This window comes from Paenibacillus harenae DSM 16969, from assembly GCF_000422465.1.
Lineage (GTDB): Bacteria > Bacillota > Bacilli > Paenibacillales > Paenibacillaceae > Pristimantibacillus > Pristimantibacillus harenae.
In genome coordinates this window covers 31,336-52,290 of sequence record NZ_AULV01000022.1, presented here as the reverse complement: position 1 = coordinate 52,290, position 20,955 = coordinate 31,336, and the positions used below count along the sequence as shown (strand labels likewise).

The following is a 20,955-nucleotide window of genomic DNA, read 5'->3' as shown; positions in this document are numbered from 1 at the left end:
TTAAAGACATCGAGACGAACATCCTTGGCCGACGGCCGGAGGCATGTTCAGAGCAGAGTGGGACCGCGAGTTTACACGCCTCTGCAGCATCTAATGCTGCAGGGGCTTTTTTTATTATAAAACGCTATATGATTTATCACTTCTAAAATGGACTTATTTCACTGCGGTACCGTTTTTCGCGAAGCATGACTCATGAGTTGCTTCAGAACATCATGACGACACCGTCATCCCCCAGAATGGAGTACACGGTTGCGTTCTCATACAAGGACGCCGACAGGCGCTTCTGCTGTCAAAGAAAATAGAGCGCGAGTAAAAGGAGTCTTGCCTATGTTTCGCCATTTTCAATCGGATATAAAAGCGGTATTCGAGAATGACCCGGCTGCGCGCAGCCGATTCGAAGTCATTTTCACCTATTCGGGCTTGCACGCCATATGGGCACACCGCGTCGCTCACCCGTTGTACCGCAGAGGCTGGTTCACGTTGGCGCGCATCATCTCGCAAGTAAGCCGTTTTATGACCGGCATCGAGATCCATCCCGGCGCTCGAATTGGCGAAAGGCTGTTTATAGACCACGGCATGGGTGTCGTTATAGGGGAAACCTGCGAAATCGGGGACGATGTCGTGATTTATCAAGGGGTGACCCTTGGCGGTACGGGTAAGGAGAAGGGAAAGCGTCATCCGACCATCGGCAATAATGTCGTTATCGGATCAGGCGCGAAGGTGCTAGGGTCCTTCAGCGTAGGCGATTATTCGAACATCGGATCGAATGCGGTCGTGCTGCGCGAGGTGCCTTCGAACTGCACGGTGGTCGGTAATCCGGGGCGCGTCGTGAAGCGTGACGGGCAACGCGTAGGCGACCGGCTGGATCATACGCAGCTGCCCGATCCGGTCATCGAAATGTTCCGTGCGATGCAGAAGGAAATAGATGATTTAAAGACCGAGCTGGAGAAGGTTCGGGAACCTATAGCTGGAGGAGAATTGAGAAAATGACAGTAACGATATATAATACGATTTCGCGTCAGAAAGAAGCATTTGAGCCGCAAGAGCCGGGCAAGGTGAAAATGTACGTCTGCGGCCCGACCGTTTACGACTATATTCACATCGGCAATGCCCGCCCCTTTATTTTCTTTGACGTTGTCCGCCGCTATTTCGTGGAAAACGGGAACGAGGTACAGTATGTTGTTAACTTTACGGATGTAGACGATAAGCTCATTCGCAAAGCCGAGCAGCTCGAAACGACGGTGCCGGAAGTGGCGGATAAATTCATTGCCGCGTACCACGAAGACATAGAATCACTCGGCATCCATAAAGCAACCTTGAATCCTCGCGTAACGGATCATATCCCGCAAATCATCACGTTTATTCAAGGCTTAATCGAGAAAGGCTATGCTTATGAGAGCGAAGGCGACGTATATTTCCGGACTTCGTCATTTGCCGATTACGGCAAGCTGTCCCGTCAAAATCTCGATGAGCTTCAATTCGGGATTCGGGTTGAGGTAGGGGAACGGAAGGAAAGCGAGCAGGACTTCGTGCTCTGGAAGGGCGCAAAGCCGGGTGAAATCAAATGGGAGAGTCCATTCGGCGATGGACGTCCCGGCTGGCATATCGAATGCTCGGCCATGGCGCGTAACTATCTTGGCGACACGCTGGATATTCATGGCGGCGGCCACGATTTACAGTTCCCGCATCATGAGTGCGAAGTGGCGCAATCAGAGGCGTTTACAGGCAAACCGCTGGCGAATTACTGGATGCATAACGGTTATATTCACATTAATAATGAAAAAATGTCAAAATCGCTCGGTAACGGTATTTCGGTTCATGAGCTGGTGAAGCGGGTAAAGCCGAACGCGATTCGTTATTTTATGCTTGCTGCGCATTACCGGAGCCCGATTAACTTTAGCGACGATACGATCGCACAGGCAGAGAACAGTGTGGAACGGATAGCCATTTGCGCGGCTAATCTGAAGCACCGCTTGGCGTCGGCCATCGGCGGGCCGTTACCTGAGGGAGGAAGCGCGCAAGGATTAATCGCTTCTGGAGAAATCGTGCTTGATGAGAAACTCCGTGCGATTCATGAACAATTTCATGCGAAAATGAGCGATGATTTCAATACGCCGGATGCGATTACCAGTGTGTTCGATCTGGTAACGGAAGCTAACCAATATATAAGCAGAACGGATGCTTCTGCGGCAGGACTTCGCGCCTTGCTAACTCTGCTCGAGCGGATGGATCGAGTACTCGGTTTATTGCCGCTCCAACAATCGAACGCCGATTTGCTGGATGCAGACATTGAACAGCTTATCGTAGAGAGAACGGAAGCGCGCAAAGCGAAGAACTGGGCAAGGGCCGATGAGATTCGCGACCTGCTGACGGAGAAAAACATCGTGCTTGAGGATACGCCGCAGGGTATCCGTTGGCGGCGCAAATGAGCGAACGGTTAGAAGGAAGCTCGTTGTTGTTCCACCAGCCGGCCAAAAACCCGCAGCTCATGAATCCCGTCGTTCTCGCATACATCGGCGATGCGGTCTTTGAATTGCTGGTTAGGCAATATTTGATTTCGCTGCCAAATCAGAAGTCGCATCACCTGCACCGCGAGGCGACCAAATTCGTATCGGCCAAAGGGCAGCGTAAGGTGCTTGAGCGCTGGCAGCCCCACTTGTCGGAGGAGGAGGCGGACATCGTCCGCCGCGGCCGCAACGCTAAATCCGGCACGCCGCCCAAAAATGCGGACCAGGCGGATTATCGCCTGGCTACGGCGTTGGAGAGCCTGGTCGGATATTTATATTACGAAGGACGCACCGCCAGGTTAAAGGAATTGCTTGCGATTGGGCTTGGCGAGGAAGAGCAGTCATAGACTCTTCTCGCAACAAATAGGAGGAAAACCAATGACCGAGGAAACGAATCAGGAGGAAATCATCGCCGGAAAGCATCCCGTGCTCGAAGCGCTGCGTTCCGGTCGTGAATTGAATAAAATATGGATTGCCGACGGCGCCCAGAAAAGCTTGACGCAGCCGATTGTTGCGGAAGCAAAGAAAAACAGTATCGTTGTCCAATTCGTTGACAAAAGAAAGCTGGACAGCTTGGCCCCCGGCGTTACGCATCAAGGCGTTGTCGCTCAGGCGGCCGCTTTTGCCTATGTTGAAGTGGAGGAGCTTCTTGACCGGGCCGGCAAGCTCGGCGAAACGCCGTTTATCCTGCTGCTGGATGAGATTGAGGATCCTCATAACCTCGGTTCCATCTTGCGGACGGCGGAATGCACGGGCGTGCACGGCGTGATTATTCCGAAGCGCCGTTCGGCCGGCCTGACCGCTACGGTGCTGAAGACGTCGGCTGGCGCAGCGGAGCATGTGCCTGTCGCGCGGGTGACCAATTTGGCGCAAACGATCGATAAGCTTAAGGAAGCGGGCGTATGGGTGGCCGGCACCGATGTATCCGCCTCGCAAGATGTATATAAGATGAAATTCGATATGCCTCTCGCCATCGTTATTGGAAATGAGAGCAAAGGAATGGGCAGGCTGATTAAAGAAAAATGCGATTTTCTCGTTAAGCTGCCTATGCTTGGCCAATTAAATTCGCTTAACGCATCCGTTGCCGCCGGCGTACTGATGTATGAAGTTGTCCGGCAGCGCCGGAGTATGTAAGGATGAACCGGCGCGACGATATTTTGTTAGTCGACGGGTATAACATGATCGGCGCTTGGCCGGTGCTTGAGAAGCTGAAGGAGCATGATCTGGAGGATGCAAGGGACAAGCTGCTCGATATGATGGCTGATTACCAGGGATATACCGGGATGAAGGTATACGTCATATTTGACGCGCATCAGGTGCCGGGACTTGGGAAGACGTACCGGCGCCACAAGCTCACCATCGTATATACGAAAGAAAAGGAGACGGCTGATGAATGTATCGAGCGCCTCTGCTCGGAATTATTTGTCAGACGCAGAAATATCTATGTCGCGACCTCCGATTTGGTGGAACAGCATGTAGCGTTCGGCAAGGGCGCGCTTCGTGTTTCCGCCCGCGAGCTGTTGATCGACATTGGGCAAAACCGCAAAAACATTGAGAAAACGCTGCGCGAAGATAAGCCGGGAAAACGAAATCCGGTCGACGGGATCATTAGTCTGGAGGTGCGCAGCCAGCTTGAGCGTCTAAGGCGCGGCGAGAAATAATGAAGCGCAGCGGATCCCACAAAGTTACAATTTTACTATATAATCGATAGTATTCGGGTGCTCGATCGGTTGACGGTGCAAGGTTACATAATGTATACTGGCTCTATGTTTCTTGAACGTTAAGAATCTATAATCTAGCGGTGTACGCCTTGCAGGCCGGAGGGATAGTTCGTGAGCATCGACCTCAAAGAATGGAGTACGCTTGAGTATGACAGCAGTACGGACGAGGAAATCGTCGAAGCGGTCCGCAATGGCGACAGCATAGCGCTGGAGTATTTAATAAATAAGTATAAGAATTTCGTGAGAGCCAAAGCGCGTTCATATTTTCTTATCGGTGCGGATCGTGAGGATATAGTTCAGGAGGGCATGATCGGTCTCTACAAAGCCATTCGCGATTTCAAAGGGGACAAGCTCGCAAGCTTCAAAGCCTTTGCCGAATTGTGCATAACCAGGCAGATTATTACGGCCATCAAGACAGCTACGCGTCAAAAGCACATCCCGCTTAATTCCTACGTTTCCTTAGATAAGCCCATTTATGATGAAGATTCGGACCGCACGCTGCTGGACGTCATTTGCGGCACGAGGGTATCCGACCCTGAGGAGCTTATTATTAATCAAGAAGAATTCGTCGGCCTGGAAGATAAGATGTCCGAGATATTAAGCGATCTGGAGCGGAAGGTGCTCATGCTTTATCTGGACGGAAGATCCTACCAGGAAATTGCTGTGGACTTGAACAGGCATGTGAAATCCATAGATAATGCGCTGCAGCGCGTAAAGCGCAAGCTTGAGCGTTATTTGGAAGTTAGAGATATTGGCGGATAACCGCACGAATAATGGCTTCAACCTAAAAGTAGGGCTGTCTTCCATCCGGCGGTTTGCGGAATGGAATAAACGGCTCTTTTTTGTTTTAAAAGAGCGAAACTAGACTATACTGAGAGAAACGAGCCCGATGTCGTATTTGTTGCCAATTTTTCGCATGCGTTTGCTCCTATCTTTTACATTGACATCAAAAATGCACTATGATAAAGTGTTTAGGTAGGCCTGAATTCGAGGTTTTTTTTCGTATTGGCGTTGGAATCAATGAACTTCATCATAGAGCTTCATGATTCGTATTTTGTAGCAGTTCGGGAGGTGTAATTCAATGCGGGTAATTATCACGTTGGCATGCACAAACTGCAAACAGAGAAACTATGCGAGCACCAAGAACAAACGCAATCACCCCGACCGCATCGAGTTGAAGAAGTTTTGCAAGTTCTGTAACGAGCAGACTCCTCATCGCGAGACGAGATAGTCAAATGGAGGTGTGACTGTGGCATTTTTGGCTAAACTAAAGCAGAGCTTTGGTACGACGTTTAGTTTTTTTGCCGACAGCTGGGCGGAACTGAAGAAGGTTCGCTGGCCAAGCCGTAAAGAGTTGACAAGCTACTCGATCGTAGTATTGCTTACGATCACGTTTGTAACGATTTACTTCTGGCTTCTTGACATCGGGATCTCGTCTCTGGTTGAACTCATTGTTTAAGAAGGGACCAAAGGTGGGTTTGTGATGGAAAAAAGATGGTACGTCGTGCATACTTACTCCGGATATGAGAACAAGGTGAAGGCCAATTTGGAGCGCCGTGTTGAATCGATGGGCATGGAAGATAAGATTTTCCGCGTCCTTGTTCCGATGGAAGATGAAGTGGTAGAGAAGGACGGGAAGAAGAAGACCGTCCAGCGTAAGGTCTACCCCGGTTATGTTCTTGTGGAAATGGTTCAAACTGACGATTCATGGTACGTTGTTCGGAATACGCCGGGCGTAACAGGGTTTGTAGGATCGACTGGATCGGGTTCTAAACCGACTCCTCTATTGCCGGATGAAGTGGAACAGATTTTGAAACACATGGGCATGGAAGAGCCGAAGCCGAAGATCGAGTTCGAGCTGAAGGAGACTGTTCGCGTCAAAGTAGGTCCATTTGCTGATTTCGTAGGTTCGGTAGAAGAAATTTTGCTGGACAAAGCGAAGCTGAAGGTTCATGTGAACATGTTTGGCAGGGAAACCCCGCTTGAGCTGGATTACACTCAGGTGGAGAAGATCTAATATCGGTTTCCAGATTCAACGGATCATTCCGGTGAAAGCTTTATCGCGTAGTAGCATTGCCCCTATCGGCGGTATATGCTGTATACGCGCGGATTACCAAGTAAGGAGGTGTCAAGCATGGCAAAAAAGGTTATCAAGATGGTCAAATTGCAAGTTCCTGCAGGCAAAGCGAACCCAGCGCCCCCAATCGGTCCGGCACTAGGTCAAGCAGGCGTTAACATCATGGCATTCTGTAAGGAATTTAACGCTCGTACTGCGGATCAAGCAGGCTTGATTATTCCAGTTGTTATCACAGTATTCGAAGACCGCTCCTTCACATTCGAAACAAAAACGCCGCCGGCAGCAGTATTGCTCCGCGTAGCAGCAGGTATCGAGAAGGGTTCGGGCGAACCGAACAAGAAGAAGGTCGCTACTGTAAAACGTGACAAAGTTCGCGAAATCGCTGAGCAAAAAATGCCGGATCTGAACGCGGCTTCCGTTGAAGCGGCAATGCGTATGGTAGAAGGTACAGCTCGCAGCATGGGCGTAACGATCGTCGACTAATGACGCTTCGTCCTTCCGGACGATTGCGTAAACTGCCGAATGGCAGTTCGCTTTGCAAAGCGATGGCTTTGCGGGTGGGAGGATCATCCCTTTGGAGGATTTTCCGCTATAACCACATAAGGAGGAAGAAAACAAATGGCTAAACACGGCAAGAAATATCTGGAAGCTGCTAAGCTGATTGACAGCGAAGCGACATACGAGCCTTTGGAAGCGATCGAGCTTGTAAAGAAGGCTGCGACAGCTAAATTCGACGAATCCGTTGAAGCGGCAGTTCGTTTGGGTGTAGACCCTCGTAAACAAGACCAAGCGGTTCGCGGCGTAGTCGTACTTCCGCATGGTACTGGCAAAACAAAACGCGTTCTCGTTTTCGCAAAAGGCGAAAAGGTGAAAGAAGCGGAAGCGGCAGGCGCTGACTATGTCGGCGATGCTGATATGATCAACAAAATCCAACAAGGCTGGTTTGAATTCGACGTCTGCGTAGCAACGCCGGACATGATGGCTGAAGTTGGTAAGCTTGGACGGATCCTCGGCGGTAAGGGCTTGATGCCTAACCCGAAAGCCGGTACCGTAACGTTTGACGTTGCGAAAGCCGTTCAAGAAATCAAAGCCGGTAAGATCGAGTACCGTCTTGACAAAGCAGGCCAAATCCACGCTCCAATCGGAAAAGTTTCGTTCGATGCCGAGAAGCTGAACGAGAACCTCAAAGCATTGGTTGACGCGCTGAACCGGGCAAAACCGGCTGCAGCTAAAGGGATTTACCTGAGAAACATTTCCGTTTCTTCGACAATGGGCCCTGGCGCTCGTGTCTCCACAGCGGTTTACCGTTAAGAAACCGGAACTAACATTCGAATACGCATACCGTAGACAGTAGGTGCCGCTAGGCTTAATTTCCTACCGAGGTGTTATGATAAAACGTTTGTAAGCAATATTCGACCATTTGGTTGATGCGCGATAACGACATCATGGCCTTCGCTTTGTCCGCGAAGGCCTTTCTCATGCATCGAGGCGTGGAAAGCCCGTCGTATTAACGGAATGTATACTATTACGGGAGGTGTACAGTTTGGCTAACGCTAATATCATCCAAGAAAAACAACAGGCAGTAGCGGTTATCGCTGCTAAAATCGCGGAAAGCTCCAGCACGGTTGTTGCTGACTATCGCGGATTGAACGTTGCCCAAGTTACTGAGCTTCGGAAGCAGCTTCGTGAAGCGGGCGTTGACTTCCAAGTTTTGAAGAACTCTTTGGTTCGCCGTGCGACTGAAGGTACGGATTATGTTGAATTGAACAACATTTTGACAGGTCCTACCGCTGTTGCATTCAGCAAAGACGATGCAGTTGTCGCTGCAAAAATTTTGAACGATTTCGCTAAGAAAAACGATGCTTTGAAACTTAAAGGCGGCGTTGTTGAAGGTAAAGTCGTAAGCATGGAAGAAGTTAAAGCACTTGCGGAACTTCCGTCCCGCGAAGGTTTGCTTTCTATGCTCCTCAGCGTATTGCAAGCTCCAATGCGCAATTTCGCGCTTGCAGTTAAAGCAGTCGGTGAACAAAAAGAAGCTTAATGACGGGTACGCCCGTGTGAACGCGGCCCGGCTTAAGCCGGCCATATAATCATAACCAAAAAAATAAACCAAACCTTCGGAGGTATAACCATGTCTAAAGAGCAAATCTTAGAAGCCATTAAAGTTATGACCGTTCTTGAACTGAACGATCTTGTAAAAGCAATTGAAGAAGAATTCGGCGTAACAGCTGCAGCACCAGTTGCTGTTGGCGGCGCAGCTGTAGCTGTTGAAGCCGAGCAATCCGAATTCGACGTAATCCTTAACAGCGCTGGCGCTTCCAAAATCAACGTAATCAAAGTTGTTCGCGAAATTACAGGTCTTGGCCTGAAAGAAGCGAAAGACCTGGTTGACAGCGCTCCTAAAGCAATCAAAGAAAAAGTGGCTAAAGAAGAAGCTGAAGCAGTTGCAGCTAAACTTACTGAAGCTGGCGCTTCCGTAGAAGTTAAGTAATATCGCTTGAATATCATACAGCAGAATACCCGCTTATGCGGTGATTCGGCTGACGAGCCCCTTGAACCGTCAGGTTTCAAGGGGTTCGTTGTATGTTTACGACCAACATTTGGCGGGAGGGATGGATTATGTCGGATCATTATTACTCCCAGAGTCCGGACGTGAAGCATAATCGTCAAGTTCATGAAGTGTCTCTGCGAGGTTTTCCTTTCAGATTTGTGACGGATGCCGGCGTTTTTTCGAAGTCGGGTATCGATTATGGAAGCCGGGTTTTGATAGATGCGTTAGAGCTTAAGGCTGATGCGAAGGTATTGGACGTCGGCTGCGGATACGGGCCGATCGGATTGACGGCGGCGAAGCTTGCGCCTCAAGGCCAAGTGACGATGATCGACATCAACGAGCGGGCTGTCGAGCTTTCACGCGAAAATGCGAAGTTAAACGGCATTGCCAATGTGAACATTTTGCAGAGCGATGTGTATGAAGCGGTTAAGGAGATGCGTTTCCAAACGATTTTAACCAATCCGCCGATTCGAGCAGGCAAGTCGGTTGTACATCAGATTTTCGAAGAGGGCTATCAGTTGTTGGAGGAAGGCGGCAGCATGTGGATCGTCATTCAGAAGAAACAGGGCGCTCCTTCTGCCGAAGCGAAGCTGGAGGCTTTGTTCGGAGAAGTTGAGGAAGTTACGAAGGATAAAGGCTACCGGATTTTTCGGGCTGTAAAAGGTTAGTCGAATATCTCAAAAGCTGTTTTGAAATTTCCTTTGAAAACAGAGTTAAATTTATTGACTTGACTTTTTAGATATGGTAATATTATAAAATGTCAGCATTAAATTGGGCTCAATCTCTTTAGTTAACTAAAATGTCAAGTGTGATTTTAGAGCGCGGAATGCATAAAATAAATACATTTGACGTATAATGTTTACGTTTTGGGCAAAATTACTTGATATGAGACTATCGCGTCCGCGCTGCGATCGGTTAACTGCCGGAACTTGCTCTTTTTTCGAACTATTCGATAAGGGCTTTTCTTTATTTGACAATATAGGCGGCTGGTTCCGACTATGGTGACGCAGTAAGTATCGGTGCTGTGATACAGACATGAGGGGTGAGGTTAAGTTGGCAGGACAACTTGTTCAGTATGGTCGGCGCGCACGAAGAAGCTACGCCAGGATCAACGAGGTGCTGGAAGTCCCGAACCTGATTGAAATCCAACAAAAATCGTATGAGAAGTTTTTGGACAGCGACTTGATTGAGTTGTTCCAGGATATTTCTCCGATTTCGGACTTTACGGGCAATCTATCGCTTGAGTTTATCGACTATAGCTTAGGCGAACCGAAATATTCGGTCGATGAATCAAAAGAGCGCGACGTGACGTATGCAGCTCCTTTACGCGTGAAGGTACGACTTTTTAATAAGGAGACCGGCGAGGTAAAGGAACAAGAAGTTTTCATGGGTGATTTCCCGCTTATGACAGAAACGGGCACGTTTATTATTAACGGAGCCGAACGTGTCATAGTAAGCCAATTGGTTCGATCCCCAAGTGTATACTTCAGCACGAAGGTCGATAAGAACGGGAAGAAGAACTACACCGCAACGGTTATCCCTAACCGCGGCGCATGGCTGGAGCTTGAAACAGATGCCAAAGACATCATTTACGTTCGTATTGACCGGACCCGGAAAATACCGGTAACGGTGCTTTTGCGTTCGCTTGGCTTCGGAACAGACGCAGAAATTCTAGAACTGCTGGGCCACGATGAGTATATTCGCAATACGCTAGACAAGGATAACACGGATTCAACCGAGAAAGCGCTGATCGAAATTTACGAGCGCCTTCGTCCGGGCGAGCCGCCGACCTTGGATAACGCGAAGAGCTTGCTGGTTGCTCGCTTCTTTGATCCGAAACGCTATGACCTGGCCAATGTAGGCCGTTACAAAATAAACAAAAAGCTCCATATCAAAAACCGTTTGTTCAATCAGCGGCTTGCGGAGAATTTGATTGACCCGACTACCGGCGAAATTATCGCGGAATCGGGGCAGATGATTGACCGCCGCTTGCTTGATGAAATTTTGGAAAAGCTTGAGAAGGACGTAGGCTTCAAAACGTATCATGTAGCAAACGGCGTCTTGGATGCTGATAGTATTCCACTGCAAACGATCAGTGTATTCTCGCCTTATGATGAAGGCAAGGTGATCAAAGTTATTGCGAACGGCAATATCGACAAATCCGTTAAGCATATTACGCCGGCGGATATTATTGCTTCCATTAACTACTTTATTAACCTGCTCCACGGTGTTGGCAGCACAGACGATATCGATCACTTGGGCAACCGTCGTCTGCGCTCGGTAGGCGAGCTGCTTCAGAACCAATTCCGTATCGGTCTGTCTCGTATGGAGCGCGTTGTGCGCGAGAGAATGTCCATTCAAGACGCGAATGCAATTACGCCGCAAGCGTTGATTAACATTCGTCCGGTTATTGCATCGATTAAGGAGTTTTTCGGCTCCTCGCAGCTTTCCCAGTTCATGGACCAAACGAATCCGCTTGCTGAATTGACGCATAAGCGTCGTTTATCCGCACTCGGACCTGGCGGTTTGACGCGGGAACGCGCGGGCTTCGAAGTCCGTGACGTCCATCACTCCCACTATGGGCGGATGTGTCCGATCGAGACGCCGGAAGGACCGAACATCGGTTTGATCAACTCCTTGTCTTCATTCGCCCGAATTAACGAATACGGCTTTATTGAGGCCCCGTATCGTTGGGTCGACCCTAAGACGGGTATCGTTACGGAACAAATTTCTTACATGACAGCGGATGAAGAAGATAACTACGTTATTGCGCAAGCGAATGCGAAGCTGAATCCGGATAGTACATTTACAGAAACGAACACGATTGTTCGTTACAATAAACAAGCGGATAACATCCTGACGATGCCAAGCGATCGCGTTGATTATATGGACGTATCGCCTAAGCAGGTTGTATCGGTTGCAACGGCGTTAATTCCGTTTCTGGAGAACGATGACTCCAACCGTGCGCTTATGGGATCGAACATGCAGCGGCAAGCGGTGCCTCTTCTTATTCCGAAGGCTCCATTTGTCGGTACGGGGATGGAACATAAAGCTGCGAAAGACTCCGGTGTATGTATTGTATCCAAATTCGACGGAGTTATTGAACGTGCCTCCGCGAACGAAATATGGCTTCGCCGCGTTGAGCAAATTGACGGAAAACCGGTTACAGGCGACCTCGTGAAGCATAAGCTTCATAAGTTTATGCGCTCTAATCAAGGAACGTGTATTAATCAGCGGCCGCTTGTACGCAGAGGCGATGTCATTAAAAAAGGCGACATTCTTGCAGACGGTCCTTCCACGGAAATGGGAGAATTGGCTCTTGGACGCAACGTTGTCGTTGCCTTCATGACGTGGGAAGGTTACAACTACGAGGATGCCATTCTGCTTAGCGAGAAGCTTGTTAAGGAAGATGTCTACACATCGATCCATATTGAAGAATATGAGTCCGAAGCTCGTGATACGAAGCTTGGACCGGAAGAAATCACACGCGATATTCCGAATGTCGGCGAGGAAGCGCTGCGCAATCTTGACGAGCGCGGTATTATCCGCGTTGGTGCCGAGATTGGCGCCGGCGACATTCTGGTAGGCAAAGTTACTCCAAAGGGCGTAACCGAGCTTACTGCGGAAGAAAGATTGCTGCACGCTATCTTCGGCGAGAAGGCTCGCGAAGTTCGCGATACATCGCTCCGCGTACCGCATGGTACGGACGGTATCGTTGTAGACGTGAAAGTGTTCACTCGCGAGAACGGCGATGAATTGCCGCCTGGCGTTAACCAATTGGTTCGTGCATATATCGCTCAAAAACGGAAAATTTCCGAAGGCGATAAAATGGCCGGACGTCACGGCAACAAAGGGGTTATTGCCCGCATCATGCCGGAAGAGGATATGCCGTTCCTGCCGGACGGCACACCTGTAGAAGTTGTTCTTAATCCGCTCGGCGTACCGTCGCGGATGAACATCGGTCAAGCGCTTGAGGTACACTTAGGCATGGCCTGCAAGCATCTCGGCATTCATGCTGCGACGCCGGTTTTTGACGGCGCGCGCGAGAATGACGTTTTCGATACGATGGAAGAAGCCGGCATGCAGCGTAACGGTAAAACGGTGCTGTACGATGGACGGACCGGTGAAACATTCGAACGTGAAGTTACCGTCGGGGTCATGTATATGATCAAGCTGGCGCACATGGTCGACGATAAGATCCATGCCCGTTCAACAGGTCCTTACTCTCTCGTTACGCAACAGCCTCTCGGCGGTAAAGCCCAGTTCGGCGGACAGCGTTTCGGGGAGATGGAGGTATGGGCGCTCGAAGCATATGGCGCTGCCTATACGCTGCAAGAGATTTTGACCGTCAAGTCCGATGACGTGGTTGGACGCGTCAAAACGTACGAATCGATCGTCAAGGGCGAGAACGTTCCAGAGCCTGGCGTTCCGGAATCGTTCAAAGTTTTGATCAAAGAGCTTCAAAGCTTAGGCATGGATGTTAAGATCCTGACCGAGAATGAAGAAGAGATCGAAATGAAAGAGATAGATGATGAAGACGAGGCTACCGGCGATAAGCTTAACCTCAATTTAGAAGGCGCAGAAGCAGGCGCTGAATAACAGGCATGATGGATTCCGTCTATGGTCACGCGCTCTGGACGGAATCCGGCTATTAAGAGACACAGTCATACATGACGGAGGAGGGTTGCTCCTTGTTGGACGTGAACAACTTCGAGTATATGAAAATCGGTCTGGCTTCGCCGGATAAAATTCGCTCGTGGTCCCGCGGAGAAGTGAAAAAGCCGGAGACGATCAACTACAGGACCTTAAAACCGGAGAAGGAAGGACTCTTCTGCGAGAAAATTTTTGGACCTACAAAAGACTGGGAATGCCATTGCGGCAAATATAAACGCGTTCGTTACAAAGGCGTTGTATGCGACCGCTGCGGAGTAGAAGTAACCCGCGCGAAGGTGCGTCGCGAGCGTATGGGACATATTGAGCTTGCCGCTCCCGTATCCCACATTTGGTATTTCAAAGGTATTCCTAGCCGCATGGGCTTGGCACTTGATATGTCCCCTCGCTCGCTCGAGGAGATCATCTACTTTGCATCCTATGTCGTAACGGATCCAGGTGATACGCCTCTTGAGAAAAAGCAGCTGTTGTCCGAGAAGGAATACCGCAGCTACCGGGAGAAATACGGCTACGGATTCCAAGCGGGCATGGGTGCCGAAGCGGTTAAGAAGCTGCTCCAGGACATCGATGTCGAGAAAGAATTGGAGCAATTGAAGGAAGAACTCCGTACGGCTCAAGGCCAACGCCGCAATCGTGCGATTAAACGCCTTGAAGTGGTAGAAGCATTCCGTAATTCCGGCAACGAGCCGGAGTGGATGATTCTTGACGTTCTTCCTGTTATTCCTCCGGAGCTTCGTCCGATGGTACAGCTTGACGGCGGACGTTTTGCAACGTCTGACCTTAATGATTTGTATCGCCGTGTTATTAACCGCAATAACCGTCTGAAGCGTTTGCTGGATCTTGGCGCGCCCGACATTATCGTGCAAAACGAGAAACGGATGCTGCAGGAAGCGGTTGACGCGTTGATCGATAACGGCCGTCGCGGCCGCCCGGTTACGGGTCCCGGCAACCGTCCGTTGAAATCGCTCAGCCATATGCTTAAAGGTAAGCAAGGACGTTTCCGTCAGAACCTCCTTGGTAAACGGGTTGACTATTCCGGTCGTTCGGTTATCGTCGTAGGTCCGAATTTGAAAATGTTCCAGTGCGGCCTTCCTAAGGAAATGGCGCTTGAGCTGTTCAAGCCGTTCGTCATGAAGGAGCTTGTCAATAAAGGTCTTGCGCACAACATTAAGAGCGCTAAGCGCAAGGTTGAGCGCGTAAGTCCGGAGGTATGGGATGTTCTTGAGGAAGTAATCAAGGAACACCCGGTATTGCTGAACCGTGCTCCGACGCTTCACCGTCTCGGAATTCAAGCATTTGAACCGATTCTCGTTGAGGGTCGCGCCATTAAGCTTCATCCGCTCGTATGTACGGCATACAACGCCGACTTTGACGGCGACCAGATGGCCGTTCACGTTCCGTTGTCTGCAGAAGCGCAAGCAGAAGCGCGATTGCTCATGCTGGCATCCGGCAACATTTTGAACCCGAAAGACGGTAAGCCGGTAGTTACTCCGTCTCAGGATATGGTTCTCGGAAGCTTCTACTTGACGATGGATAATAAAGAATCGAAGGGCAGCGGTTCCGTATTCGGCACCGTAAACGAAGCGATCTCGGCTTACCAGCGCGGAATTGTGTCCCTGCATGCGAGAATCTTCATCCCTGTTCGCGTTCTGAAGAAAACAAACTTCACGGAGCAGCAGCAGAAATCGTTGCTGGTCACGACGGTTGGCAAGGTTATCTTCAACGAGATTTTCCCTGAGGATTTCCCTTATATCAACGAAGCGACCAAGAAGAACCTGCTGCACGGTACTCCGGATAAATATTTTGTGTACGAAAAAGGCGCCGACCTTCCGAAATTCATGGATGCGATCGAAACGCCTGGTGCGGTAGGCAAAGACTATCTCGCATTAGTAATTGCAGAGTGCTTCCGTCAATACCACACTACGCTTACGGCGGTTATTCTTGACCGCATTAAGCAGCTTGGTTTCACTTATTCGACAAAGGCTGGTATTACGATCGGCGTATCCGATGTTATCATCCCGAAAGAAAAAGCGGAAATCATGAAGCAGTCCGACGAGAAGGTCGCAACCGTTATGAATCAATACCGTCGCGGTTTGATTACGAACGAAGAGCGCTATGACCGGATTATCGGCATTTGGAGTAAATGTAAAGACGAGATTACCGACGTTCTGATGAAGTCGATGGATCGTTACAACAACATCATGCTTATGGTGGACTCCAAAGCACGGGGTAACAAATCGCAAATTACGCAGCTTGGCGGTATGCGAGGACTGATGGCGAATCCGTCCGGCCGTATCATCGAGTTGCCGATTAAATCGAACTTCCGCGAAGGCCTCACCGTCCTTGAGTACTTTATCTCGACGCACGGCGCGCGGAAAGGTTTGGCGGATACGGCGCTTCGTACGGCCGACTCCGGTTACTTGACCCGCCGTCTCGTAGACGTTGCGCAGGACGTTATCGTTCGCGAAGACGATTGCGGTACGGATAAAGGCTTCTCCGTCAGCAAGATTCAAGACGGTAAAGAGGTTATCGAGGATCTTTACGACCGGATCGAAGGACGTTATGCGTTCGAGACTGTCCGCCATCCGAAGACGGGAGAAATTATCGTTAACCGCAGCGAGCTGATTGATTCGAATAAAGCGGATGCGATTATCGAAGCAGGCGTCGAGAAGCTGCAAATACGTTCTGTACTGAGCTGCCGTGCCCGTCATGGCGTATGTAAAATCTGCTATGGCCGGAACCTGGCAACAGGCAAACACGTCGAGATCGGTGAAGCTGTCGGTATTATTGCAGCGCAATCGATCGGCGAACCGGGAACACAGCTGACGATGCGTACGTTCCATACAGGCGGCGTTGCCGGAGACGACATTACGCAAGGTTTGCCGCGTATTCAAGAGTTGTTTGAGGCGCGTAACCCGAAAGGTCAAGCGATCATTTCCGAGCTTGACGGCGTTGTCAAAGAAATCCGTGAAGCGAAGGACCGTCGCGAGATTGAGGTTCAAGGCGAAGCGGAGTCGAAGGTTTATGCCGTTACCTACGGATCGCGTATTCGCGTAACCGAGGGGCAGCAAATCGAAGCAGGCGATGAACTGACTGACGGTTCGATTGACCCGAAAGATATGCTGCGCATCAAAGGGATCCGCGGCGTTCAAAACTATATTTTACAGGAAGTACAGCGCGTTTACCGGAACCAAGGGGTTGAAATCAATGACAAGCACGTTGAAGTCATGATTAAACAAATGCTCCGGAAGATCCGGATCGTAGACGCGGGCGGTACTTCGCTTCTTCCAGGCGCTTTCGTGGACATTCATGAATATGAAGCGCAAAATCGAGAAGCGATCTTCGCTGACGCGGAGCCGGCTGTTGCAAAACCTGTATTGCTCGGTATTACGAAAGCTTCTCTCGAGACGGATTCCTTCTTGTCGGCGGCCTCGTTCCAAGAGACAACTCGCGTATTAACGGATGCCGCAATTAAAGGCAAAGTTGACCAGTTGCTTGGTCTCAAGGAAAATGTTATTATCGGTAAGCTGATACCGGCCGGTACCGGTATGCCGCGTTACCGCAACATTCGTTTTGCAGGCATTGAAGATGAGGTTGTCGAGCTTGCGGATCTTGAAACGGAAACGGAAGCTGTAGCAATCGAATAGAGAGCTCAACAGCAGCAACGTACTGTTTAAGACCCGATACGGATAAACATCGGAAGAGCGATACAGCATTCGCTTCCTTTTGGAGCGTTTGCTGTCCGCTCTTTCGCATGTTATTTGAACGCTGGATTTTAACCAAATGTTTGCAAATGAATCTGCTTAAAGTTTCTTGACATGAGCATAGCCTAGGTGTTAATATATCGAAGTGTGCCTAGTTGTGTGATCGCTTTAAGAGTGAATGAAGGTGATATCATGCAATTCAAAGTCGGCGCGAAGCAGACAATGAAGATGCTCGAGCAGAATAGAGCGATTGAAGTCTATGTTGCGAGAGATGCAGATCCGCAGATGAAAGAGAAAGTCGTTCATCTATGTGAGCGGGCAGGAGTTCCATTTAAGTGGTTTGATACGAAGGATGTCCTTGGGGAAACCTGCGGAATCGATATCGGTGCCGCAATGGCAGCGCTCGTACCTGAAGAAGAATAAGGCAATGGCCGTTTTTGTTAGTTGATTATTTAGCGATGATTGACTGACGAGAACTTTTGTTTGTTCTTTTATGAACCGCCTGGATCTGTGGGCTTAAAATTAGGTAAAATGTCTACCGTAATAAAGACATTGATATAGGGGAAGGGGGTGGCAACATGCCAACAATTAACCAGCTGGTCCGTAAAGGACGTGAAGCGAAAGTAGTAAAATCGAAATCGCCAGCATTGCAAAAGGGATTCAACGCTCTGAAACGTGAGGCTACTGACATTAGCGCTCCTCAAAAACGCGGTGTGTGCACTCGTGTAGGTACAATGACTCCTAAGAAACCGAACTCCGCACTTCGTAAATATGCGCGTGTACGTTTGACGAACCGTGTAGAGGTAACGGCGTACATTCCGGGTATCGGTCATAACCTGCAAGAGCACAGCGTCGTATTGATTCGCGGCGGACGGGTAAAAGACCTTCCAGGGGTACGTTATCATATCGTTCGCGGCGCACTTGATACTGCAGGTGTGAATAACCGTAATCAAGCCCGTTCCAAATACGGAACGAAACGTCCGAAAGTTAAAAAATAAACCGTATAACCCTCTCGGGTTATCGCAATGCTAGAACTAGCGACTATTAGAAGAAAGGGGGACTTTCTCATGCCACGCAAAGGTCCTGTAACGAAACGCGATGTGCTTCCAGATCCGCTATATAACAGCAAGCTGGTAACGCGCCTAATCAACCGCATTATGCTTGACGGTAAAAGAGGTGTTGCGCAAACACTGTTATACGATGCTTTCAAATTGATTCAAGAACGCACGGGTAAAGATCCGATGGAAGTTTTTGAAGCAGCTTTGAAAAATATTATGCCGGTTCTCGAGGTTAAAGCACGCCGTGTCGGCGGTGCAAACTATCAAGTGCCAATCGAAGTTAAACCAGAGCGCCGTACGGCACTTGGTCTCCGTTGGCTCGTGAACTACTCACGTAACCGCGGTGAGAAAACGATGGAAGAGCGTTTAGCTGCAGAAATTACAGATGCATCCAATAACACTGGCGCAGCTGTTAAGAAGCGCGAAGATACTCACAAAATGGCTGAAGCAAACAAAGCGTTTGCTCACTACCGCTGGTAGAATCTTTACATTCGAGAGGAGACAATTTTATGTCAAGAGAGTTCTCCTTGAAAAATACGCGTAATATCGGGATTATGGCGCATATTGACGCCGGTAAAACCACAACCACTGAACGGATCCTGTTCTATACGGGCCGCACTCACAAAATCGGCGAGGTGCACGAAGGTGCAGCGACGATGGACTGGATGGAGCAAGAACAAGAGCGCGGTATTACGATTACGTCTGCCGCGACAACCGCTCAATGGAATGGTCACCGCATTAATATTATCGACACCCCGGGACACGTTGACTTCACGGTTGAAGTTGAACGTTCCCTGCGCGTATTGGACGGGGCCGTAGGCGTTTTCAGTGCGAAAGAAGGCGTTGAGCCGCAGTCTGAGACTGTATGGCGTCAGGCTGACCGTTATGGCGTTCCGCGGATCGCTTACATCAATAAGATGGACATTATTGGCGCAGACTTCATGAATGTTATCAAAGACATGCGTGAGCGTCTGCAAGCTAATGCTGTTGCGATCCAAATACCGATTGGCGCTGAAAGTGATTTCATAGGCGTTATCGATATCGTTGAACGCGTAGCTTATAAGTACAAGGATGATCTCGGAAAAGACCCTGAGAAAATCGAAATTCCTGCAGAATATGCAGACCAGGTTGAAGAACTTCGCACGGAATTGATTGAGAAGGTTGCCGAGCTGGATGAGGAATTAACGATGAAATATCTGGAAGGTGAAGAAATCACTATTCCAGAAATTAAAGCAGCGCTCCGTACGGGTGTTTGCCAAGTTAAAATCTTCCCGGTTATCGTTGGATCTTCTTATCGTAACAAAGGCGTTCAAATGATGTTGGATGCGGTAGTTGACTACCTTCCTTCCCCGCTTGACGTACCGGCAATCAAAGGTACGCTCGAAGACGGAGAAGAAGGCGTGCGTCATTCTTCCGACGAAGAGCCGTTTGCGGCTTTGGCGTTCAAAATCATGACAGACCCTTATGTCGGTAAGCTGACGTTCTTCCGTGTCTACTCTGGCATACTGAAATCCGGTTCGTATGTTCTTAATGCAACGAAGAATAAACGCGAACGTATCGGACGTATCCTTCAGATGCACGCGAACAGCCGTCAAGAGATTTCCGAGGTTTACTCCGGCGATATCGCGGCCGCAGTCGGTCTTAAAGACACGATTACAGGCGACACGCTTTGCGATGAGAAGAACATTATCGTTCTTGAATCGATGAACTTCCCTGATCCGGTTATCTCGGTTGCGATCGAACCAAAAACGAAAGCTGACCAAGACAAACTCGGTATCGCAATCTCCAAGCTTGCTGAAGAAGATCCTACTTTCCGTGCACACACGGACGAAGAAACGAATCAAACGATCATTTCCGGAATGGGTGAGCTTCACCTTGAAATTCTCGTTGACCGTATGTTCCGTGAATTCAAAGTTGAGACAAACGTTGGTAAACCGCAGGTTGCTTACCGTGAAACGTTCCGTCAAGCGGCGAAAGTGGAAGGTAAGTTCGTTCGTCAATCCGGCGGTAAAGGTCAATTCGGTCATTGTTGGGTTGAGTTTACCCCGCAAGAGCCAGGCGCAGGTTTCGTATTCGAAAGCAAGGTTGTCGGCGGCGCGATCCCGCGTGAGTTCATAGCTCCGATCCAAGCGGGTATTGAAGAGTCGATGAAGAACGGCGTTATCGCCGGCTTCCCGCTCGTAGACGTGAAAGCAACTGTAGTTGACGGATCGTACCATGACGTTGACTCCTCGGAGATGGCATTTAAGATCGCTGGTTCCCTGGCGCTTAAAGCAGCTAAAGACAAGTGTAAGCCTGTCTTGCTCGAGCCAATCATGAAGGTTGAAGTTACCGTTCCTGAAGAGTACATGGGCGATGTAATGGGTATGCTGAACTCCCGCCGCGGTCGTATTGAAGGTATGGATACTCGCGCAGGCGCGCAAATTATCCGTGCTAAGGTACCTCTCTCCGAGATGTTCGGCTACTCCACAACACTTCGTTCCGGTACGCAAGGACGCGGCGTATTCTCGATGGAGCTTTCTCACTATGAAGAAGTTCCTAAGTCGATTTCTGAAGAAATCATAGCTAAGCACAAAGGCGAGTAATAATGCCCCGCTTGCTGTAACAATTTGTTTTCGGCCGCCACCAGGTATGCTTGCACTCTAGGTGCCGGCCCACACATAAAA

The 20,955-nt window shown here is 49.5% G+C and carries 20 protein-coding genes and 1 other annotated feature; all 20 genes read left to right on the top strand.

Annotated features, from left to right (window positions below):
- Positions 1-327 precede the first annotated feature (327 nt).
- Positions 328-990 carry a serine O-acetyltransferase gene (gene cysE, locus H581_RS0108670; RefSeq protein ID WP_028609680.1) on the top strand — a complete coding sequence of 221 codons (663 nt, stop codon included), beginning with the start codon at positions 328-330 and terminating at the stop codon, positions 988-990.
- Positions 987-2,429 carry a cysteine--tRNA ligase gene (gene cysS, locus H581_RS0108665; protein ID WP_028609679.1) on the top strand — a complete coding sequence of 481 codons (1,443 nt, stop codon included), beginning with the start codon at positions 987-989 and terminating at the stop codon, positions 2,427-2,429. Before cysE ends, cysS begins: the two co-directional genes overlap by 4 nt.
- Positions 2,426-2,854 carry a Mini-ribonuclease 3 gene (locus tag H581_RS0108660; protein WP_028609678.1) on the top strand — a complete coding sequence of 143 codons (429 nt, stop codon included), beginning with the start codon at positions 2,426-2,428 and terminating at the stop codon, positions 2,852-2,854. Before cysS ends, H581_RS0108660 begins: the two co-directional genes overlap by 4 nt.
- A 31-nt stretch (positions 2,855-2,885) precedes the next feature.
- On the top strand, positions 2,886-3,641 hold the full coding sequence (gene rlmB, locus H581_RS0108655) for a 23S rRNA (guanosine(2251)-2'-O)-methyltransferase RlmB (protein ID WP_028609677.1): 756 nt from the start codon (positions 2,886-2,888) through the stop codon (positions 3,639-3,641).
- Between the two features lie 2 nt (positions 3,642-3,643).
- Positions 3,644-4,168, top strand: a complete 525-nt coding sequence (locus H581_RS0108650; protein ID WP_028609676.1) for an NYN domain-containing protein — start codon at positions 3,644-3,646, stop codon at positions 4,166-4,168.
- Positions 4,169-4,339: 171 nt separating this feature from the next.
- Positions 4,340-4,990, top strand: a complete 651-nt coding sequence (sigH, locus tag H581_RS0108645; protein WP_028609675.1) for an RNA polymerase sporulation sigma factor SigH — start codon at positions 4,340-4,342, stop codon at positions 4,988-4,990.
- A 319-nt stretch (positions 4,991-5,309) separates the two neighbouring features.
- The gene (rpmG, locus tag H581_RS0108640) at positions 5,310-5,459 is read left to right on the top strand and encodes a 50S ribosomal protein L33 (protein ID WP_028609674.1); all 150 of its coding nucleotides are present in this window, start codon (positions 5,310-5,312) and stop codon (positions 5,457-5,459) included.
- Positions 5,460-5,477: 18 nt separating this feature from the next.
- Complete coding sequence (gene secE / locus H581_RS0108635) at positions 5,478-5,687, top strand: preprotein translocase subunit SecE (RefSeq protein ID WP_028609673.1); 210 nt, start codon at positions 5,478-5,480, stop codon at positions 5,685-5,687.
- A 24-nt stretch (positions 5,688-5,711) separates the two neighbouring features.
- Complete coding sequence (nusG, locus tag H581_RS0108630) at positions 5,712-6,245, top strand: transcription termination/antitermination protein NusG (RefSeq protein ID WP_028609672.1); 534 nt, start codon at positions 5,712-5,714, stop codon at positions 6,243-6,245.
- Between the two features lie 117 nt (positions 6,246-6,362).
- Positions 6,363-6,788, top strand: a complete 426-nt coding sequence (gene rplK, locus H581_RS0108625) for a 50S ribosomal protein L11 (protein WP_028609671.1) — start codon at positions 6,363-6,365, stop codon at positions 6,786-6,788.
- 135 nt (positions 6,789-6,923) lie between these two features.
- Positions 6,924-7,616, top strand: a complete 693-nt coding sequence (gene rplA / locus H581_RS0108620) for a 50S ribosomal protein L1 (protein ID WP_028609670.1) — start codon at positions 6,924-6,926, stop codon at positions 7,614-7,616.
- Between the two features lie 12 nt (positions 7,617-7,628).
- Positions 7,629-7,792, top strand: a sequence feature (ribosomal protein L10 leader region).
- A gap of 56 nt (positions 7,793-7,848) precedes the next feature.
- Positions 7,849-8,346 (top strand): 50S ribosomal protein L10, encoded by a 498-nt coding sequence (gene rplJ / locus H581_RS0108615; RefSeq protein ID WP_028609669.1) that lies wholly within the window; start codon positions 7,849-7,851, stop codon positions 8,344-8,346.
- A gap of 90 nt (positions 8,347-8,436) precedes the next feature.
- Positions 8,437-8,796: a 50S ribosomal protein L7/L12 gene (gene rplL, locus H581_RS0108610; protein WP_028609668.1), complete on the top strand. Its 360-nt coding sequence runs from the start codon at positions 8,437-8,439 to the stop codon at positions 8,794-8,796.
- A 128-nt stretch (positions 8,797-8,924) separates the two neighbouring features.
- Positions 8,925-9,524 carry a class I SAM-dependent methyltransferase gene (locus H581_RS0108605; protein ID WP_028609667.1) on the top strand — a complete coding sequence of 200 codons (600 nt, stop codon included), beginning with the start codon at positions 8,925-8,927 and terminating at the stop codon, positions 9,522-9,524.
- 367 nt (positions 9,525-9,891) lie between these two features.
- Positions 9,892-13,455: a DNA-directed RNA polymerase subunit beta gene (gene rpoB / locus H581_RS0108600; RefSeq protein WP_084134508.1), complete on the top strand. Its 3,564-nt coding sequence runs from the start codon at positions 9,892-9,894 to the stop codon at positions 13,453-13,455.
- Positions 13,456-13,547: 92 nt separating this feature from the next.
- Positions 13,548-17,174, top strand: coding sequence for a DNA-directed RNA polymerase subunit beta' (gene rpoC, locus H581_RS0108595; protein ID WP_028609665.1), 3,627 nt, complete (start codon positions 13,548-13,550; stop codon positions 17,172-17,174).
- Between the two features lie 249 nt (positions 17,175-17,423).
- Positions 17,424-17,654, top strand: a complete 231-nt coding sequence (locus tag H581_RS0108590) for a ribosomal L7Ae/L30e/S12e/Gadd45 family protein (RefSeq protein WP_028609664.1) — start codon at positions 17,424-17,426, stop codon at positions 17,652-17,654.
- Positions 17,655-17,809: 155 nt separating this feature from the next.
- Positions 17,810-18,229 carry a 30S ribosomal protein S12 gene (gene rpsL / locus H581_RS0108585; protein ID WP_028609663.1) on the top strand — a complete coding sequence of 140 codons (420 nt, stop codon included), beginning with the start codon at positions 17,810-17,812 and terminating at the stop codon, positions 18,227-18,229.
- A gap of 69 nt (positions 18,230-18,298) precedes the next feature.
- Entirely contained in the window at positions 18,299-18,769 is a 471-nt protein-coding gene (gene rpsG, locus H581_RS0108580; RefSeq protein ID WP_028609662.1) for a 30S ribosomal protein S7, read from the top strand.
- A 29-nt stretch (positions 18,770-18,798) separates the two neighbouring features.
- A complete protein-coding gene (gene fusA / locus H581_RS0108575; RefSeq protein WP_028609661.1) occupies positions 18,799-20,874 on the top strand; it encodes an elongation factor G in 2,076 nt (691 codons plus the stop codon).
- The last annotated feature ends 81 nt before the right edge of the window (positions 20,875-20,955 follow it).

Bases quoted from the DNA above. Each gene is read 5' to 3' on its own strand.
- cysE (WP_028609680.1), top strand. From the start codon at position 328: ATGTTTCGCCATTTTCAATCGGATATAAAAGCGGTATTCGAGAATGAC.
- cysS (WP_028609679.1), top strand. From the start codon at position 987: ATGACAGTAACGATATATAATACGATTTCGCGTCAGAAAGAAGCATTT.
- H581_RS0108660 (WP_028609678.1), top strand. From the start codon at position 2,426: ATGAGCGAACGGTTAGAAGGAAGCTCGTTGTTGTTCCACCAGCCGGCC.
- rlmB (WP_028609677.1), top strand. From the start codon at position 2,886: ATGACCGAGGAAACGAATCAGGAGGAAATCATCGCCGGAAAGCATCCC.
- H581_RS0108650 (WP_028609676.1), top strand. From the start codon at position 3,644: ATGAACCGGCGCGACGATATTTTGTTAGTCGACGGGTATAACATGATC.
- rpmG (WP_028609674.1), top strand. From the start codon at position 5,310: ATGCGGGTAATTATCACGTTGGCATGCACAAACTGCAAACAGAGAAAC.
- nusG (WP_028609672.1), top strand. From the start codon at position 5,712: ATGGAAAAAAGATGGTACGTCGTGCATACTTACTCCGGATATGAGAAC.
- rplK (WP_028609671.1), top strand. From the start codon at position 6,363: ATGGCAAAAAAGGTTATCAAGATGGTCAAATTGCAAGTTCCTGCAGGC.
- rplA (WP_028609670.1), top strand. From the start codon at position 6,924: ATGGCTAAACACGGCAAGAAATATCTGGAAGCTGCTAAGCTGATTGAC.
- rplL (WP_028609668.1), top strand. From the start codon at position 8,437: ATGTCTAAAGAGCAAATCTTAGAAGCCATTAAAGTTATGACCGTTCTT.
- H581_RS0108605 (WP_028609667.1), top strand. From the start codon at position 8,925: ATGTCGGATCATTATTACTCCCAGAGTCCGGACGTGAAGCATAATCGT.
- rpoB (WP_084134508.1), top strand. From the start codon at position 9,892: ATGAGGGGTGAGGTTAAGTTGGCAGGACAACTTGTTCAGTATGGTCGG.
- H581_RS0108590 (WP_028609664.1), top strand. From the start codon at position 17,424: ATGCAATTCAAAGTCGGCGCGAAGCAGACAATGAAGATGCTCGAGCAG.
- rpsL (WP_028609663.1), top strand. From the start codon at position 17,810: ATGCCAACAATTAACCAGCTGGTCCGTAAAGGACGTGAAGCGAAAGTA.
- rpsG (WP_028609662.1), top strand. From the start codon at position 18,299: ATGCCACGCAAAGGTCCTGTAACGAAACGCGATGTGCTTCCAGATCCG.
- fusA (WP_028609661.1), top strand. From the start codon at position 18,799: ATGTCAAGAGAGTTCTCCTTGAAAAATACGCGTAATATCGGGATTATG.